Source organism: Phyllobacterium sp. 22552 (genome assembly GCF_052044585.1).
Classification (GTDB): domain Bacteria; phylum Pseudomonadota; class Alphaproteobacteria; order Rhizobiales; family Rhizobiaceae; genus Phyllobacterium; species Phyllobacterium ifriqiyense.
This window is the reverse complement of the sequence record NZ_JBQENG010000003.1, coordinates 72,827-89,436: the sequence shown is the minus strand read 5'-3', so window position 1 is coordinate 89,436 and position 16,610 is coordinate 72,827. Positions and strand designations below refer to the sequence as shown.

Here is a 16,610-nt window from a genome sequence, read left to right as displayed (position 1 = left end):
GATCTAAAGCACCTTCATGGTTCAGGATTTTGGCATACGCTCTTCATATTTGTCGCGCCGGTTACGGTTGACTACGCTCATTCGCCTGCGCTGGCTCGCAGTGGCAGGTCAAAGCATCGCGGTGTTGTTTGTCGCGCTCTACCTGAAATTCCCCTTCCCGGTCAGTGTATGTTTTGCGCTGATCGCCTGTTCGGCATGGCTCAATCTGCTCATGTCATTCCGCTATCCGATCAACCACCGGTTACAGCCACGCGCGGCCATTCCCGTGCTTGCTTTTGATATTTTGCAGGTTGCGGGCCTGCTCTACATGACCGGCGGCTTGCAAAATCCCTTTGCTGTTCTGATGATTGTTCCTGTCATCATATCGGCAACGTCTTTGCCCTCATGGTCGACCATTCTGCTTGGACTTCTCGTCACCATCTGCGCCACTGTCCTTGCCTATATTTACCTGCCGCTTCCCTGGTATCCGGGCGAAAGCATGCACCTGCCTTTCATACTCATTGCAGGCGTGTGGTGCTCGGTCGTTTCCGCTCTGGCCTTCACTGCGGTCTATGCCTATCGCGTGGCTGAGGAAGCACGCCTGCTGGCCGATGCGCTGACAGCGACAGAATTGATTCTCCAGCGCGAGCAGCATCTGTCCGCGCTGGATGGCCTTGCCGCCGCAGCCGCCCATGAACTTGGTACACCGCTTGCCACTATTGCCCTTGTTGCCAAGGAGATGGAGCGCAGTCTGAAGCAGGATGACCGTTTTGCTGAAGATATCGAGCTTTTGCGTTCGCAGACCCAACGTTGCCGCGAGATTCTGAAACGTCTCACCAGCCTTTCATCCACCAGCGAAGAGCATATGTCCCGGTTGAAGATTTCCTCGCTTATCGAGGAAGTCATTGAACCGAACAGGAACTTTGGGATCGGCATTGAAGTCACCAAATTGCGCGGCGAAGGCATCGAACCATTTATCCGCCGCAACCCCGGCATCATTTACGGCCTGGGTAATCTGGTCGAGAATGCCGTCGATTTCGCCAAGCATACGATTAGGGTCAGTTGGGGCTGGAACGACAAAACCGTCGAGATCATCGTCAGCGATGATGGCAAGGGTTTTGCTCCCGAAATTCTGGACCGTATCGGTGAGCCCTACACGACGGGCCGCGACCGCGAAGTGAATGAACATGGTGGCGGTCTTGGTCTTGGTCTGTTTATTGCAAAAACGCTTCTGGAGCGTTCCGGTGCCACAATAACATTCCGCAACCGCAATGATCCGGGACAGGGCGCGGAGGTCGTCGTGATCTGGCCAATCAGCGAATTGACGACCAGCGGCTAGTTCGCCTGTTAAACAAAACTTGCTCTAGCCTTTGACTTTTTCTTCATTGCGAACCATTACATCACTAACTATTACAAAATGAGCAGGAAACCCTGATGGATAATACGGATCAGGACGATATTGCCGCCATTGGCAACGATCCGACACTTCTTCTTGTTGATGACGACAAGCCGTTCTTGCAGCGTCTGGCGCGCGCCATGGAAACACGCGGCTTCACCGTGGCGATTGCCGATTCGGTGGAGGCGGGGCTTGCCAGCGTCAAAAGCCATGCCCCGGCCTATGCGGTTGTCGATATGCGCCTTGGCGATGGCAATGGTCTCGATATTATCGAAGCCATTCGTGCTCGCCGCGAAGATACGCGCGCGGTGATTCTCACCGGCTACGGCAATATTGCGACAGCGGTTAACGCCGTAAAGCTCGGCGCAATCGATTATCTTTCAAAACCGGCTGATGCGGACGAGGTGTTCGCAGCCCTGACCCGCCGTTCCGGTGAAAAGGTGGCGCCGCCTGAAAATCCGATGTCGGCCGATCGCGTGCGCTGGGAACATATCCAGCGCGTTTATGAAATGTGCGACCGGAATGTTTCTGAAACAGCACGCCGGCTTAACATGCACAGACGCACCTTGCAGCGTATTTTGGCCAAGCGCGCCCCGCGCTAGATTGCCGGACGCTTTACGGGCGATCTATTACTACCCTTTTCTTGTATATTGCACTGCTTCGTCCCACAGGATAACAGCCGTCCACCCTATTATAACCGTCATTGCACTGATGCAGTATGAGGAAGGTTGAGGATTGCAAAGCTGTCCTTCAATGTCTCAGAATTAGAATTACTACCAGGCTCATGAGCGAAATTGAGGATAGCAATAGCGCTAACAGGACAACCTCGCTGCAATCCCCGGCCTTCCTCATGGTGAGCCCTCCTGAGCCTGTCAAAGGGTGAACCACGCATCGCGCTCTTGCAACCAAAGGCAAATCACAAGGCTCTTGCCACAGGTCAATCTGCCTTCCTGTTATATAGAAGCAACAAGGATGGCATCATCTACCGCCCTTGTTTATCGCTCCTAAAACCGCACGCTCAGATCGGCCTTGATGGCATTGTCATGTGACTGGCTGGAGAACTGGCCGGTATAGCTGACACCGATGCTGGTGGCCTTGCTAATGCCGAAGTCCAATCCCGCCTCGATGAGAGCGGCATCCTTGGCAATGCCGGTGCCTTCAACCGTAAAGCCCTGCCCGCCGTTGAAGGCAAGGCTTGCCTGCGGCGTCACATCGCCAAAGCCATGGTTCCAGCCCAGCATGCCGCGCGCCGTAAGGGTCGTGCTTTCACCCAACGCGAACTGGCGCGAGGCACGCAGACCCAGCGTTGTCACCGTCAGATCGGTGCTTGATGCTGCACCGGTCAGATTGCTGGTTGCGCCATCTTCGCCAAAGCCATCGGTTTTGACATGGACATGGCGTGCCGCCGCAAAGGGTTCGAGCGCCGCATAGGGCGTATCGAGCTGATAGCCGATCTCACCAAAGACCTGCACTGAACGCGCATCATAGGAAGCCTCATGCTCCTCATTCAGCCCGCCGAACGCGGCGCTCCGCTTGGTCTCGATCTCATGCTGGCCAAGATTGACGCCAAAGCGAAGCCCGAGCGCATCAAGCTTGGTGCCGCCATAGACACCCACCTGATAGTTCTCCACCGATGCCTTGCCATTGCCATGCAGCGATGTGCTGCCATAACCGGCCAGAACACCAAGCCGCCAATCTTCGGCAATCACGCCATCCATGCCAGTGATGAACCCGCCCGTGTTGCGACTATAGCCGGCAGCATTGCCATTGCCATCCGCATGCGCCCATGCACCATAGGCCTCACCCCAAAGCGCCGTGGTGGCAGCGGCAGGTTCAATGGCAGCAAAGGCATTGCTCTGCTTTGCCTTGCCCTCGGAACCATAGGCCAATGGTGTGGTAACGGCCTGCGCCTTGCCTGCCACCCCGCCAAAGCCATTGCGCAAGCGCGCGGTTGCCGCATCGGAAATGAAGTGATTGTCCTGCGCCAGAACGCCGGAAAGCGTGGCATGAACCTCGCCGGAGAGGGCATCGAAGTTAAGGGGATTGTCGCTGGTAGACTTTATCACCTGCTGAAGCAGTTCATTATTGCTTAACCCAAGCGATTGAATGCCGCTCCACGCACCTTTCTGGTTATGTGTTGCAACACCAACGGCCAGAAACTCCGGAGCCAGCATAGCTTCAATCCGCGCTTGCAGAAGCTGTGCCTTTAGCTTCTCGGCTCCTTCGGCAAGCCGCAAGATTTCAGCCTCTGCATCCGCCTGCGCCTTGGCGACCACCTCTGCATCCGCCTGCGCCTTGGCGACCACCTCTGCATCTGCCTTGGCTTTTGCTTCGGCAAGTGCCTTCGCTTGCACCTCTTCTGCAAGCCGCAATCTCTCAGCCTCGGCATCCGCCTGCGCCCTGGCAATCGCCTCTGCCTCTGCTTTGGCCTTTGCATCAGCAAGTGCCTTTGCTTGCGCTTCTTCTGCAAGCAGCAGCCTTTCAGCTTCTGCTTCCGCTTTCTCCTTGGCCTTTGCACCGAGCAGCACAACGGCCTTCTCCGCGTCACGTTTTGCTTGCTCAGCAGCCGCTAGTTGTTCTTCCAGCTCTTTTGCTTTTTCGGCTTTGACGGCCGGGGTAAAGTCGAAAAACAAAACCACTCTGTTTTCGTCTGAATAATCGAGCATCGGGGTAATGTAGTTATAGCGAGGGTCGATCTTTCTAAATCGACCTGTCACACCCTTCCCTGCGGTCAAAATATCAAATCGTTTTCCAAACACGCTTTCAGCCATGCCTTCGGATAATTCATTTCCATTATCCAACGACACGCTGACAGTGCCACCATTCAAAATTGCTTTACCACCGATATCGAGTCTGTTGATCACCGCTAAGTCTGGCGTAAACTCAACGTCCAACTGACTGCCCTTCTCAAAGGTCGCATCTTCACCGACATGAAGTACCCCTGCTCGAGTTTCAAAATTGCCGGCACTTACTGTTCCCCCACTCTTTACCAGAAGGTAATCTATCGAACCCACACCATAGAGATAACCATTAACAGTGACCAAATTTCGGATAGCCCCGTCTAACGCCAGAGATGCCCCCTTATCGACCAGAACGGGAGACTGCAGCGAAGGAACGATTGCCACCCCATCATCGCCGAGCAGCTCCTGTCCAGCTAGATCGGACTTGTTGTCCGAGACCATCAGCGTGCCTTCTTTAATGCGTGTTTCACCTGAATAGGTATTCACGCCTTCAAGTACCAGCATCCCCGAGCCAGTTTTTGTCAATCCGGCATCAAGGTTTAAAAGCTCGGCATATATGGCCTCGAGCGCAGCGATTTTCTCCGCAATAATTTTATCAGGATGATCGAAACTGGTTTCGGCTTGCTTGGTTTTCAAAGCAGCAAGCTCCGCTGCAATTTGTGCTTTGCGCTGCTCAAGCAAGGCATTTGATATATTATTTTTCCAGGTAATTTCAGTCTCGTCTCCGCTCACATTCGCGGTGAAACGCCGTAAAAATTGAATGGGGCCGCGCTTTTCCTCGTTGACATCGATCATGGCAGAGCGATCTGTGGCCCGGCTTTTGGCAGCGGCTACTTTCAAAATGTCGAGAAGCTCCCGTTCGCCGAGATAGGGATGATATTTCCGCAACCTCTCCAACGATTTGTTGTCGCTGGGAAAGGATATGATTTCATGACCCTCGATATCAAAGGCGAAAGGATCGCCTCCAGTCTGCGCGCTTTTATCAGGACCGGCGTCTGCCTTGACCGCACTCTCGGCATAGCTTGGATAGCTTGTTGCCAAAAGGATGAGCGTCGAAACGACTCTATATTTCAAACGATTGCGAAAATCTGCAATGGAATAGGTTTTTGCGCCAAAATTGGCCCAGCTCAAAGAATAAGCCATAAAGAAACTCCGATACACAATACAAAAATCAGATACGCTTTACAGTTGCATTTAATGAATGTTGCATAACCATAGATTGCATATGGAGGCCGTCAATTAGGCTTTAGGCTTATGGAAATTTGCATTTGCTCCGCAGAAAATATTAGTTGGAAGATCGCAATATGGGCGATAACAGGAGGGAGTTTTCCAGCCGTAGGCTAGATTTAACTTACTGATTAAAAATATCTTTTTTTAACGCACCCTATTCCATGTCCGTCTGCGGCAGGTCGATGCCGGATAATTCGGCAAGGGTCATGCGCGCGGCGCTGACGCGGGCAAAGCGTAACGTCATTGCCTTGCGTGTTGCGCCTGCCAGCTTGTGCTCGGGCGCATCACGGATGATCTCGGCACCATATCCATCAGATAGAATGAAGCCGCAATCGTCGGGGAATATATCGGCTGGAACACCCGGATGAGTAGCAAAAAACAGCCGGTCGCAATAATCGCGATAGGTCGGCCATTTTCGATCAACCTTCCAGTCCTCGATCGATGATTTTATTTCGACAATCCAGATTTCACCATTGCGGGACAAGGCTACAAGATCGGCGCGACGGCCGGAAGCAAGCGACAATTCCGGCATGACTGCCAAGCCCATTTCGAGGAAAAGCCGCTGCACGCCGCGCCGCACCAGCATGGCATTTTCGGATTGGCGGCCATCAATAAGCGGATTGGTCTGGCTCAGACTGACTATAGGCATGACGGCGAATCTATCGGCAATTTTGCAACCATGTGGTGGAAAATACACCCACAGGTAGGTGAAAACCATGGTTAATGGAAAACTAAGCTTTACGGTTAATGAAGCTTTAACAATAATGGCGCTAAAGAGGCAACAATAAGTAACATATAGATTCGCACAACCAACGGGGTGATCATGCGATTTAAAACTATCGTTCTTGCGGCTGGCCTTATGGGCGCAACTGCTCTAGCCGGCTGTTCCACGATCGGGTTTAATTACTCAACAGCCTCCTATAGTTCAGTTTCGGATGCAGGTTACGTTCTCCCCGCCATTCCCCGTGCAAAAATCCCGCCGCAATTCCTGCGACAGGAAGTTCGCTATGATGGCGGTGAGACACCGGGAACGATCATCGTCGATACACAGACAAAATTTCTCTACTTCGTTCTGGGCGGCGGCAAGGCCATGCGTTACGGCATAGGCGTCGGCAAGGAAGGCTTTGAGTGGAACGGTGCGGCACGCATTGCGCTCAAGCGTGAATGGCCGACATGGACCCCGCCAAAAGAAATGATCAAGCGCAAGCCGGAACTGGCTGAATTCCGCAATGGCATGGGACCCGGCCTTCAAAACCCGCTTGGCGCCCGCGCCCTCTATCTCTTCAACAAGGGCGGCGATACCGGCTATCGCCTGCATGGCACGCCGGAGTGGTGGTCCATCGGCAAAGCCATGTCTTCAGGATGCATCCGCCTGATGAATCAGGATATTATCGACCTTTACAATCGCGCCGAGGTTGGTGCCAAGGTTGTCGTCCGCTAGAAGAATTCCGCTCAGGCGGAACCACAAAACATTGCAGCAAAAGGCCACTTTCGAGTGGCCTTTTTGTTGGATGAGTAGGGTCCGGACCCTAGAATACGGCGAAGGCTTCAACCCGTCTTTATTTCCCTCCCCTGATTTTGCCGTGTTGACCTGATCATCTGCCGCCTCATAGATTGCACCTGTCGATCTTGGACCAACCCGGATAGAGGCTAAAACTGGAAAGTGAATATGTTTAAAACCGTTGCCACCACACCATTCGATGACCAAAAGCCCGGCACGTCTGGGCTTCGCAAGAAGGTTCCTGTTTTCCAACAGCCCAATTATGCGGAGAACTTCATTCAGTCCGTATTCGACGCGCTTGAAGGATATGAAGGCAAAACACTGGTGATCGGCGGAGATGGCCGCTTCTACAATCGCGAAGTCATCCAGATCGCCTTGAAAATGGCAGCCGCCAATGGTTTCGGCCGGGTGCTCGTGGGGCAAGGCGGCATATTATCCACTCCGGCGGCGTCCCATCTCATTCGCAAATATGGAGCCTTTGGCGGGCTGATTCTGTCTGCCAGCCACAATCCCGGCGGCCCCACCGAAGATTTCGGTATCAAGTATAATATCGGCAATGGTGGCCCCGCGCCGGAAAAAATTACAGAAGCTATTTTCGCCATTTCCAAGACCATCAAGGAATACAGGATCGCTGAGAGCGCCGACATTGATATCGACACAATCGGCACGCAAAAGCTTGGCGACATGGATGTGGAGATTGTCGATTCCGTTGCCGATTATGCGGCCTTGATGGAAACTCTATTCGACTTTGACGCCATCCGCTCCCTAATCAAATCGGGCTTCACCCTGCGTTTCGATTCCATGCATGCGGTTACGGGCCCCTATGGCAAGGAAATTCTCGAAAAGCGCCTCGGCGCGCCGGAAGGTACCTGCCTCAACTTCGTGCCATTGACTGATTTTGGCGGCCACCACCCTGATCCTAATCTGGTTTACGCCAAGGAACTCTACGACCTTCTCATGTCTGCGGATGGTCCTGATTTTGGTGCTGCTTCCGATGGCGATGGCGACCGCAACCTCATCATTGGCAAGGGTATCTTCATCACCCCTTCAGACTCGCTTGCCATGCTGGCAGCCAATGCCCACCTTGCGCCAGGCTATAAGGCCGGGCTTAAAGGCATTGCCCGCTCCATGCCCACCAGCGGCGCCGCCGACCGCGTGGCGGAGAAGCTGAAAATCGGCATGTATGAAACCCCGACGGGCTGGAAATTCTTCGGCAATCTGCTCGATGCGGATATGGCGACCATCTGCGGCGAGGAAAGCTCCGGCACAGGTTCAAACCATGTGCGCGAGAAGGATGGGCTTTGGGCTGTTCTGCTCTGGCTCAATATTCTTGCAGTGCGGCGCGTGAGCGTGCAGGAAATCGCGCTTGAGCATTGGGCTCAGTATGGCCGCAACTATTATTCGCGCCACGATTATGAAGGCGTCGACACGGCCAGTGCAAACAAGGTTATCGACGCGTTGCGGGCCAAGCTCGCCAGCTTGCCGGGTACGTCCGTTCAGGGCCTTAAAATCGCGGCAGCCGATGATTTCGCCTATCATGATCCGGTCGACAAATCCGTCAGCGAGCATCAGGGCATTCGCATCCTGTTTGAAGGCGGCTCCCGCGTTGTCTTCCGCCTGTCCGGCACAGGAACATCCGGCGCTACGATCCGCGTTTACATTGAACGCTATGAGCCGGACCCGTCACGACACGATCTGGAAACGCAGGGAGCGTTGGCGGATCTCATCATCGCCGCCGAAGAGCTTTCCGGCATAAAGGCCCAGACAGGCCGTAAAGAGCCGAGCGTAATCACGTAAAGGGCAGTCGGAAGGCAGAGGCTGCTGAACCAGCCCAACGGACATAATCCAGCAATGTGTGTCAGACCACACTCGCTGGATTTATGCTGCCATAAACTCCACCCTCATCGAACTTTCAAAACATCAAGGGGCATTGATGACCCAACTTCGCACGCTTTACCCAACGATAGAACCTTATGAAACAGGTATGCTCGACGTAGGAGATGGGCACTCCATCTATTATGAACGCTCCGGTAAACGGGGTGGGAAACCTGCCGTCTTTTTGCATGGCGGTCCAGGAAGCGGTGTTTCTTCGAACCACCGGCGCCTATTCAATCCTGATGTCTACGATGTCCTGTTATTTGATCAGCGTGGTTGCGGAAAGTCTGTTCCACATGCTGATCTTCATGCGAATACAACATGGCATCTCGTGGAGGATATCGAGCGGTTGCGAAAGCTGATCGGCGTTGACAAATGGATGGTCTTTGGAGGTTCATGGGGATCTTCGCTTGGCCTCGCCTACTCGCAAAAACATCCGGAACATGTCAGTGAATTGATCCTGCGCGGCATCTATACTGTCACAAAGGCAGAAATCGACTGGTATTATCAGTTCGGCGTTTCCGAGATGTTTCCAGATAAATGGGAGCTTTTTCAGGCACCCATTCCCTTGGAAGAGCGCGGTAATATGGTGGCGGCATACCATAAACGTTTGACCGGAGACGACAAAATTGCCCAGCTTGAAGCGGCTAAAGCATGGACGATCTGGGAAGGCGAGACGGTGACGCTTCTTCCCGATCCCGAATATTCCGCACGCTTCAGGGATGGTCACTACGCTCTCGCCTTCGCCAGATTGGAAAACCACTATTTTATAAATGGCTCGTGGCTGGAGGAGGGGCAGTTGCTTCGTGACGCTCATAAGCTCCATGGCATTCCGGGTGTAATTGTTCAGGGGCGCTATGACATGCCCTGCCCGGTAAAATATGCCTATGCGCTTCACAAGGTCTGGCCTGATGCCGAATTTCATCTTATCGAAGGGGCAGGTCACGCCTATACGGAACCGGGCATACTCGATCGGTTAATTCGGGCCACCGACCAATTTGCCGGACTCTAGATTTCATCACCTTACATCCTGTCATGAGACGCGGCGCGGTTCCTGCGCGAATGGGCTGAGGCCCAACCACTGTTGCATGGAGGCGGCGATTGCAGGATCGCCGTCAAACTCAAGGTTGCCAGCATCCACCTCCCGCCGGACCATTGAGAGGCCCATCCAGATTGCGGTCATGCTCTTCAATGAACTCGTGATGAGCAGATCAATGTCATATCCCGGATCAAACCCGCAAAGGTCAACAGAACCGTCCTCAACGACAAGCCAGAAATTTTGCCGCGCTTGAGGCAGTTCAGGGTACAGAAATTGAATCGTACACCGGCGCTGCGGCAATGGTTTCGGATTGAGATGACGGCGCATATCCCACATCAGCAACGATGGATCGAGATTCTTCAGCGAAACCTTGGATTCCACCCAGCGCTGCCCCCAAAAACCGATCCCCATGATTACGGGGCGCAAATCCTCACCGGCCGCCGAAAGATGATACTCCAGAACGCCCGCAGCATTTGGAACCGTCATTATGACGCCAGCGCGTTCAAGCTCTTTCAGGCGTTTTGAAAGGAGTGCGGGCGACATGCGCGGCACGCCTCGGCGCAAATCATTGAAGCGCGTCGTGCCGCATAAAAGCTCCCGCAAAATCAGCGTTGTCCATCGAGAGCATAATATTTCAGAGGCCATCGACACCGGACAGAACTGACCGTATCCGCCATGCGTTTCCATGAGTCCCCCTCAGGACTTTATTTTGTTTGAAGGTACTCCAAAAGATCGGGCAAGGGAACGGGCTAGTTCATTTCGTGAACTAGACGAAGCCCGTCAATGAGAGGATTTTTACTTTCACTAAAAACAAAAGCGAGGAGAACATCATGAACACCATGGCACATTCATCATCGGTTGATAATGCCGAGACACATTCTCATGCGAGCCCTGCCGCTGAGATTGCTCGCACATTGTCATCCGCTTTCGCCGATAATGCCGGTCATATCGATGCGACGGATACATTTGTCGCCGATAATTACAGGTTGCTCCAAGAAGCCGGCCTTATCGAAATCGGCGTACCGCTTGAACTTGGAGGTGGAGGCGCGAATGTTACGGAACTGGCGGAAATGTTGCGGATTATCGCACATGCATGCCCCTCGACCGCGCTGGCTTTTTCCATGCACACCCATCAGGTGGCAATTCCCGCTTGGCGTTGGCAGCATCAGAAACTGGCTGCCGTAGAACCTCTGTTGAAACGTGTTGCGGCCGAAAAGCTGATCCTGCTTTCCAGCGGCGGTTCCGACTGGATTGGCGGCTCCGGCAAGGCCGTTAAAGTTGATGGCGGTTATCGCATCTCGGCGCGAAAAATATTCACCTCGGGGGCTAATGCGGGCAATCTTTTGATGACGGGCGCCATGGTTGAAAATGACGACGGATCACATAACGTCATCCATTTTGCTGCTCCCATGAAGGCCGAGGGAGTGAGCGTCGTTGAAACCTGGAAGGCAATGGGCATGCGCGGCACTGGTTCCAACGACGTCATTTTCGATAATCTGTTTATTCCTGATAGCGGCGTCGCCCTCTCACGCAAGGCTGGCGAATGGCATCCTTTGTTCCAGATCATTTCCACAATTGCCTTTCCGCTGATCTATGCGGTTTATCTTGGCGTTGCTGAAAGCGCGCGTGATATTGCCGTTGGCCTCGCCGGTAAGAAACCCTTGAGCGCTCACAGCTTCAATCTTGCTGGCCGAATGGATACAAACTTGCGCGCCGCGCAACTGGCGCATCAGTGGATGGTGAACATAGCTGCCCGCAACGCGCCCTCTGCGACAACCGTCAATGAAACTATGATCGGTCGGTCTCTTGTCGCCGAACACGCGATTAAAGCCGTGGAATTGGCAATGGAATTGGCGGGCGGCAGCGGATTTTACCGGGATAACCGTCTTGAACAGCGTTTCCGCGACATACAGGGCGCCCGCTACCATCCGCTACAGCAGGGCCCGCAGGCCCATTATGCCGGAGCAATGGCTTTGGGCCAGCCTGTGGACCATATCTTTTAAAGGGGACTTGGATGGCGGCCTAAGTGCCGCCATCCTCTAATCAAAAACGATTGCAGGAGCGGTGCGCCCACCCTTGGCCAGTTTCAGCTGTTCCCAAACCTTCGCAGCGATCGCACGATAGACCCTGGTTTGCGGGCCATCCGGATTGCTGATGACGACCGGTGTTCCTGCATCCGACATTTCGCGGATTTCCATCACCAGCGGCACTTCGCCAAGGAATGGAACGCCAAGGCGTTCTGCTTCCTTGCGTGCACCGCCATGGCCGAAAATATCGTAGCGCGCGCCCGTATCCGGCGCGATGAAATAGCTCATATTCTCAACAATGCCGAGCAGCGGCACATCGACCTTTTTGAACATGTTGAGCCCTTTGCGCGCGTCGATCAGCGCCAGATCCTGGGGTGTCGAAACGATCACCGCACCGGCAAGCGGCACCTGCTGCGCCATGGTCAATTGTGCGTCGCCGGTACCGGGCGGCATGTCCACCACCAGCACATCGAGATCGCCCCATTGCACTTCGCGCAGCATTTGTGTCAGCGCCGACATGACCATGGGGCCGCGCCAGATCATCGGCGTTTCCTCGTCCACAAGGAAACCGATCGACATGACCTTCAGCCCATAGCCTTCCATCGGCTTCAGCACCCGGCCGGAAACCACTTCCGGCTTGCCGGAAATGTGCAGCAGACGCGGCATGGAAGGTCCGTAAATATCTGCATCCAAAATACCGACGCGCTGACCATTGGCCTGCAAAGCCAAAGCCAGATTGACAGCGGTCGTCGATTTGCCAACCCCGCCTTTGCCGGATGCGACTGCGATAATAGCGCCAACGCCGGGCACTCCGGATTTGACCGGCGCTGCCGCATGGCTGTGACCGGCATGGCCGGCAGCGGCTGGCGGAGCTTTAGCCGGTACACGTTGCGGCGGCACCGCGCCTGCCGGTGCCGGTCTTTGCGCAGGTCTTGGTGCAGGCGCAGCACGCGGCGCGTCATCGCTTGTCGGGCCGCCGCGTTTTTCGGCGGTCAATGCAACCACTGCGCCTTTTACATCGGGCATTGCCTTGACCACACGTTCGGCGGCAGAGCGGAGCGGCTCCAGCTCTTGAGCACGTTCGGCAGGGACGGTGATCGAAAAGAACACTTTATTGTCGGCGATAAAGATGTCTGACACCAGACCAAGCTCGACAATATTGCTGTTGAAATCCGGACCGGTCACCGTCCTCAATTGTTCCAGGACCTCGGTCTTCGTCACATCTGCCATTGCAATTCCATCCCTGTCATTCTTGGGGTCAGACCCTGACACTTCAGATAATGCAGTTGAGCAAAAACGCCAATGGACATTTGTACGCGGCCTGTCTTTGCGGGCAATAATCCCGCTTTACAATCGCAGTTCAGTTCCCGGTTGGTGGATCAGTTCGTCATTTTCACGCAATATTCATGGAGCAACCCTATCCGGCGATAAGTGAAAACTCGACTCGCGGGATATGTTCGATGTGAAAAAGCCATAATGTGGCGTTCTAGCCAAATCCCTCTATCGCCCATAAGCACCCGCATTTCCGTCAGGTCAGAATCATGCCTCAAGTCCGTTCCCGCTTCCGCAGCCGCGCTCTGAAACTGATCGTCTTCGCCATTATCGCAATTCTTGTCGTCTGGCTGTTGATGACAAAGGTTTTTTCCTCCGGCAAAGCACCAGAGCAGAGCGTGTTCACTGCTCCTGTCGCACTTGGTTTCATTGAGGAGACCGTGCTTGCAACGGGTACTTTGGAGCCGGTGCAGATGGTCAATGTCGGTGCGCAGGTTTCCGGGCAGGTGAAAACGCTTTATGTTGAATCCGGCCAGCCGGTAAAGGCCGGTGATCCTATTGCCGAGATTGACTCTGTCCCGCAGGAAAATGCATTGCGTGTTGCCAAGGCGGAACTGGCAAACAGCCAGGCATTGCAGCGGGTCAAACAGGTTCAGCTCAAAAAGGCACAGGCTGCCTATGAGCGGCAGACCGCTTTGCTTGAGCAAAGGGCGGCCTCGCAAATGGCCTTCGATACGGCTGAGTCTGACTATTTTGCCTTGCAGGCGGAGATTGCTTCGCTTGGCGCGCAGATCGAACAGGCGGAAGTCAATGTTGAAACGGCCACGGCCAATCTTGGTTATACGCGAATCGTCTCGCCCATTGATGGCACTGTCATTGCAGTTGTCACCAAGCAGGGCCAGACGCTGAATTCCACACAAACCACGCCAACCGTGGTGATCGTCGCCAAGCTCGATACGATGAATGTGAAGGTCAAAATTTCTGAAGCCGATGTCTGGCGCACCAAGCCCGGCCAGAAGGTGTGGTTCACCATTATGGGCGATGCGCAAACGCGCTATGAAGCCGAACTTCAGCGCATCGATTTTGCCCCGCCATCAATCACCACCGATGCCAAATCCAGCGTCGAAACCGACAGCAGCAAAGGCACCGCAATCTATTATGACGGGTTGCTCACTGTACCGAATCCGGACTCTCGTCTGCGGACGAAAATGACCGCGCAAGTCCATATCATCATCGGCTCGATCAAGGACAAGCCAATCATTCCGTGGTCTGCCCTTTCCAACAGAGAGCCGGATGGCCGTTACAAGGTAAAGGTCAAACTGGCTGAGGGAAAAACCGAACAGAGATTTGTCAGGATCGGCTTGACCGACATGATCAAGGCTGAAGTCGTTGAAGGTTTGCGCGTTGGCGACGAGGTTGTCATTGAGGGCGGCACTCCCGCGGCTGACGCCAGCAAGGCTGCAAGCAGCGAGACACCCTCGTCATGAGTTCAGCCCTGCTCGAAGTCAAACAGCTATCGCGTATTTTCGCGGCGGGCAGCGAGGAAGTCATTGCCCTCGATAATATCGACCTGACCATAGAAGCCGGGGAATTCGTCGCCATTGTCGGGGCCAGCGGTTCCGGCAAGTCGACCCTCATGAATATTCTTGGCTGCCTGGATCAGCCGAGCAAGGGCAGCTATACCATGGCTGGTCGCGAGACTTCCGGCCTGACGAAAGACGAGCTTGCCGAATTGCGGCGCGAACATTTCGGCTTCATCTTCCAGCGTTATCATCTCATGCCCGATCTTGGCGCCATCGGTAATGTCGAAATACCTGCGGTCTATTCCGGCGCACCAAAGGGCCAGCGCCGGTCGCGCGCCATCGCCATTCTTGAGCGTCTCGGGCTTGGTGATCGCATGGACCATCGGCCGAACCAGCTTTCTGGCGGGCAGCAACAGCGCGTTTCCATCGCGCGGGCCTTGATGAATGGCGGCGAAATCATTCTTGCCGATGAGCCGACCGGCGCGCTGGATAGCAAGAGCGGCGAAAATGTCCTCGACATTCTCAAAGAGCTTCATGCTGCCGGTCACACGATCATTATCGTGACGCATGATATGGATGTGGCCGGTCATGCGGACAGGATCATCGAAATCAAGGATGGCGCTATCCTTGCCGACCAGCGCAAACCGGACAGACCCGTGTCCACGACAGCCAAACTGACGCAACAGCCTGCATCTGCCGGATGGCTCAGCGGTTTTATGCGCCGACTTATGGAAGCACTGCCCATGGCTCTGCGTTCCATGATTGCGCATCGCACGCGCACAGCGCTGACCATGCTCGGAATTATCGTTGGTATTGCAGCCGTTGTTGCGGTTGTCGGCCTTGGTGAAGGCGGCCAGCGCATGGTGCTGAACGAAATCAATGGTCTTGGCGCCAGTACGATCAGCATTTTCCCGGGCAAGGATTGGGGCGATGAAAACGCTGCCAAGATTAAAAGCCTCGTGATTGCCGATGCCGAAGCCTTGGGCTCGCAGCCCTATGTAGACAGCGTAACGCCCTCCGTCTCGGCGACCGGCAAAGCCCAGTTTGGTAATGTTTCGGTTGACGCGACAATCAATGGCGTAGGAGATAATTATTTCCGCGTTGTCCAGCGTAAAATCGTGCAAGGCAGTTTCTTCGATGCGCGAAGCCAAGCCATGGGCTTGCAGCAAGTCGTCATTGACGACAATACCAAACAGGCATTGTTCAAGAATGTGGCGAACCCTGTCGGACAGGTGATCGTGGTTGCGCAGGTTCCGGTCGTCGTCATCGGCGTCGCAGCCAAGACCACCGGCGGCATGGGCGAGGACAAACGGCTGCAAATCTACATGCCTTACACAAGCCTCTTTACCCGGATAAGCGGTGCAGGGAGCCTGAGCGAAATCACTTTGCGCGTGTCGGACAATGTGGACACCCAAGCTGCTGAAAAAGCCATCGTCGCGCTGCTTGAGCGCCGTCACGGCACCAAGGACTTTTTCATCTTCAACAGTGACCAGATGCGCAAGACCATCGAAAACACGACGAAGATTCTCTCACTGCTCATGTCATCCATCGCCGCCATCGCCCTCGTCGTCGGCGGTATCGGCGTCATGAACATCATGCTGGTTTCGGTGACCGAGCGCACAAAAGAGATCGGTCTGCGCATGGCGGTCGGCGCACGCCAGATCGATATCATGTTGCAATTTCTGATTGAGGCTTCCGCGGTAACTGTGACCGGCGCAATTATCGGCGTTGGACTCGCTTTGGCGATAGGGGCAGTCTTTGCTCCCATTGGCAGTTCCTTCCCGATGATTGTCTCGGTCAATGCCATCATGGTTGCCTGCATCACCGCCGTCATTGTCGGACTGACATTCGGATTCCTGCCTGCCCGAAAAGCCGCACGACTCAATCCGATTGATGCTCTGGCGCGCGATTAGGGGCAGCAAAACGGACACTTGAACAGTGCTTTCCGATTTCGACCGGGTTTGCTCGACATGTGGCACGGTTTTTCAGAACAATTGGAGAAATTTGCCGAAGAATCGTCGATTCTT

Annotated in this window: 12 protein-coding genes; 8 read left to right on the top strand and 4 right to left on the bottom strand. The window is 54.4% G+C overall.

Annotation, left to right across the window (positions count from 1 at the left end; all coding sequences use genetic code 11):
- Nucleotides 1-16 precede the first annotated feature (16 nt).
- Nucleotides 17-1,318 (top strand): ActS/PrrB/RegB family redox-sensitive histidine kinase, encoded by a 1,302-nt coding sequence (locus tag ACTJI9_RS07620; RefSeq protein ID WP_115051509.1) that lies wholly within the window; start codon nt 17-19, stop codon nt 1,316-1,318.
- 95 nt (nt 1,319-1,413) lie between these two features.
- Nucleotides 1,414-1,977 (top strand): ActR/PrrA/RegA family redox response regulator transcription factor, encoded by a 564-nt coding sequence (locus ACTJI9_RS07615; protein ID WP_115051510.1) that lies wholly within the window; start codon nt 1,414-1,416, stop codon nt 1,975-1,977.
- Between the two features lie 402 nt (nt 1,978-2,379).
- Here ACTJI9_RS07615 and ACTJI9_RS07610 read toward each other — a convergent pair whose 3' ends face one another.
- Together ACTJI9_RS07610 and ACTJI9_RS07605 are read right to left on the bottom strand one after the other, a co-directional pair.
- The gene (locus tag ACTJI9_RS07610) at nt 2,380-5,259 is read right to left on the bottom strand and encodes an autotransporter domain-containing protein (RefSeq protein WP_440807036.1); all 2,880 of its coding nucleotides are present in this window, start codon (nt 5,257-5,259) and stop codon (nt 2,380-2,382) included.
- A 241-nt stretch (nt 5,260-5,500) separates the two neighbouring features.
- Nucleotides 5,501-5,995 (bottom strand): MmcB family DNA repair protein, encoded by a 495-nt coding sequence (locus ACTJI9_RS07605; RefSeq protein ID WP_115051512.1) that lies wholly within the window; start codon nt 5,993-5,995, stop codon nt 5,501-5,503.
- A gap of 174 nt (nt 5,996-6,169) precedes the next feature.
- Between ACTJI9_RS07605 and ACTJI9_RS07600 the strand changes: the two genes are divergently transcribed.
- The 3 genes from ACTJI9_RS07600 (at nt 6,170) to pip (ending at nt 9,734) form a co-directional block, all read left to right on the top strand.
- Nucleotides 6,170-6,787, top strand: a complete 618-nt coding sequence (locus tag ACTJI9_RS07600) for a L,D-transpeptidase (protein WP_115051513.1) — start codon at nt 6,170-6,172, stop codon at nt 6,785-6,787.
- Nucleotides 6,788-7,015: 228 nt separating this feature from the next.
- Nucleotides 7,016-8,644, top strand: a complete 1,629-nt coding sequence (locus ACTJI9_RS07595) for an alpha-D-glucose phosphate-specific phosphoglucomutase (RefSeq protein WP_440807034.1) — start codon at nt 7,016-7,018, stop codon at nt 8,642-8,644.
- Nucleotides 8,645-8,780: 136 nt separating this feature from the next.
- Complete coding sequence (gene pip, locus ACTJI9_RS07590; protein WP_435530084.1) at nt 8,781-9,734, top strand: prolyl aminopeptidase; 954 nt, start codon at nt 8,781-8,783, stop codon at nt 9,732-9,734.
- A 21-nt stretch (nt 9,735-9,755) separates the two neighbouring features.
- Here the strand turns inward: pip and ACTJI9_RS07585 are convergent, their stop codons facing one another.
- Complete coding sequence (locus ACTJI9_RS07585; protein WP_115051516.1) at nt 9,756-10,448, bottom strand: winged helix-turn-helix transcriptional regulator; 693 nt, start codon at nt 10,446-10,448, stop codon at nt 9,756-9,758.
- A gap of 152 nt (nt 10,449-10,600) precedes the next feature.
- Between ACTJI9_RS07585 and ACTJI9_RS07580 the strand changes: the two genes are divergently transcribed.
- The gene (locus tag ACTJI9_RS07580; protein ID WP_337353994.1) at nt 10,601-11,764 is read left to right on the top strand and encodes an acyl-CoA dehydrogenase family protein; all 1,164 of its coding nucleotides are present in this window, start codon (nt 10,601-10,603) and stop codon (nt 11,762-11,764) included.
- 36 nt (nt 11,765-11,800) lie between these two features.
- Here ACTJI9_RS07580 and ACTJI9_RS07575 read toward each other — a convergent pair whose 3' ends face one another.
- On the bottom strand, nt 11,801-13,018 hold the full coding sequence (locus tag ACTJI9_RS07575; RefSeq protein ID WP_440807031.1) for an Mrp/NBP35 family ATP-binding protein: 1,218 nt from the start codon (nt 13,016-13,018) through the stop codon (nt 11,801-11,803).
- A 311-nt stretch (nt 13,019-13,329) separates the two neighbouring features.
- On the opposite strand from ACTJI9_RS07575, the gene ACTJI9_RS07570 reads away from it, so the two are divergent.
- Nucleotides 13,330-14,547 carry an efflux RND transporter periplasmic adaptor subunit gene (locus tag ACTJI9_RS07570; protein WP_115051519.1) on the top strand — a complete coding sequence of 406 codons (1,218 nt, stop codon included), beginning with the start codon at nt 13,330-13,332 and terminating at the stop codon, nt 14,545-14,547.
- Nucleotides 14,544-16,496: a MacB family efflux pump subunit gene (locus ACTJI9_RS07565; RefSeq protein WP_336442316.1), complete on the top strand. Its 1,953-nt coding sequence runs from the start codon at nt 14,544-14,546 to the stop codon at nt 16,494-16,496. The genes ACTJI9_RS07570 and ACTJI9_RS07565 overlap by 4 nt, the downstream gene beginning before the upstream one ends.
- Nucleotides 16,497-16,610 lie beyond the last annotated feature (114 nt).

Excerpts from the sequence above, each read along its gene's own strand:
- ACTJI9_RS07585 (WP_115051516.1), bottom strand. The coding sequence starts at position 10,448 with ATGGAAACGCATGGCGGATACGGTCAGTTCTGTCCGGTGTCGATGGCC.
- ACTJI9_RS07575 (WP_440807031.1), bottom strand. The coding sequence starts at position 13,018 with ATGGCAGATGTGACGAAGACCGAGGTCCTGGAACAATTGAGGACGGTG.
- pip (WP_435530084.1), top strand. The coding sequence starts at position 8,781 with ATGACCCAACTTCGCACGCTTTACCCAACGATAGAACCTTATGAAACA.
- ACTJI9_RS07595 (WP_440807034.1), top strand. The coding sequence starts at position 7,016 with ATGTTTAAAACCGTTGCCACCACACCATTCGATGACCAAAAGCCCGGC.
- ACTJI9_RS07580 (WP_337353994.1), top strand. The coding sequence starts at position 10,601 with ATGGCACATTCATCATCGGTTGATAATGCCGAGACACATTCTCATGCG.
- ACTJI9_RS07610 (WP_440807036.1), bottom strand. The coding sequence starts at position 5,259 with ATGGCTTATTCTTTGAGCTGGGCCAATTTTGGCGCAAAAACCTATTCC.
- ACTJI9_RS07565 (WP_336442316.1), top strand. The coding sequence starts at position 14,544 with ATGAGTTCAGCCCTGCTCGAAGTCAAACAGCTATCGCGTATTTTCGCG.
- ACTJI9_RS07605 (WP_115051512.1), bottom strand. The coding sequence starts at position 5,995 with ATGCCTATAGTCAGTCTGAGCCAGACCAATCCGCTTATTGATGGCCGC.
- ACTJI9_RS07570 (WP_115051519.1), top strand. The coding sequence starts at position 13,330 with ATGCCTCAAGTCCGTTCCCGCTTCCGCAGCCGCGCTCTGAAACTGATC.
- ACTJI9_RS07620 (WP_115051509.1), top strand. The coding sequence starts at position 17 with ATGGTTCAGGATTTTGGCATACGCTCTTCATATTTGTCGCGCCGGTTA.
- ACTJI9_RS07615 (WP_115051510.1), top strand. The coding sequence starts at position 1,414 with ATGGATAATACGGATCAGGACGATATTGCCGCCATTGGCAACGATCCG.
- ACTJI9_RS07600 (WP_115051513.1), top strand. The coding sequence starts at position 6,170 with ATGCGATTTAAAACTATCGTTCTTGCGGCTGGCCTTATGGGCGCAACT.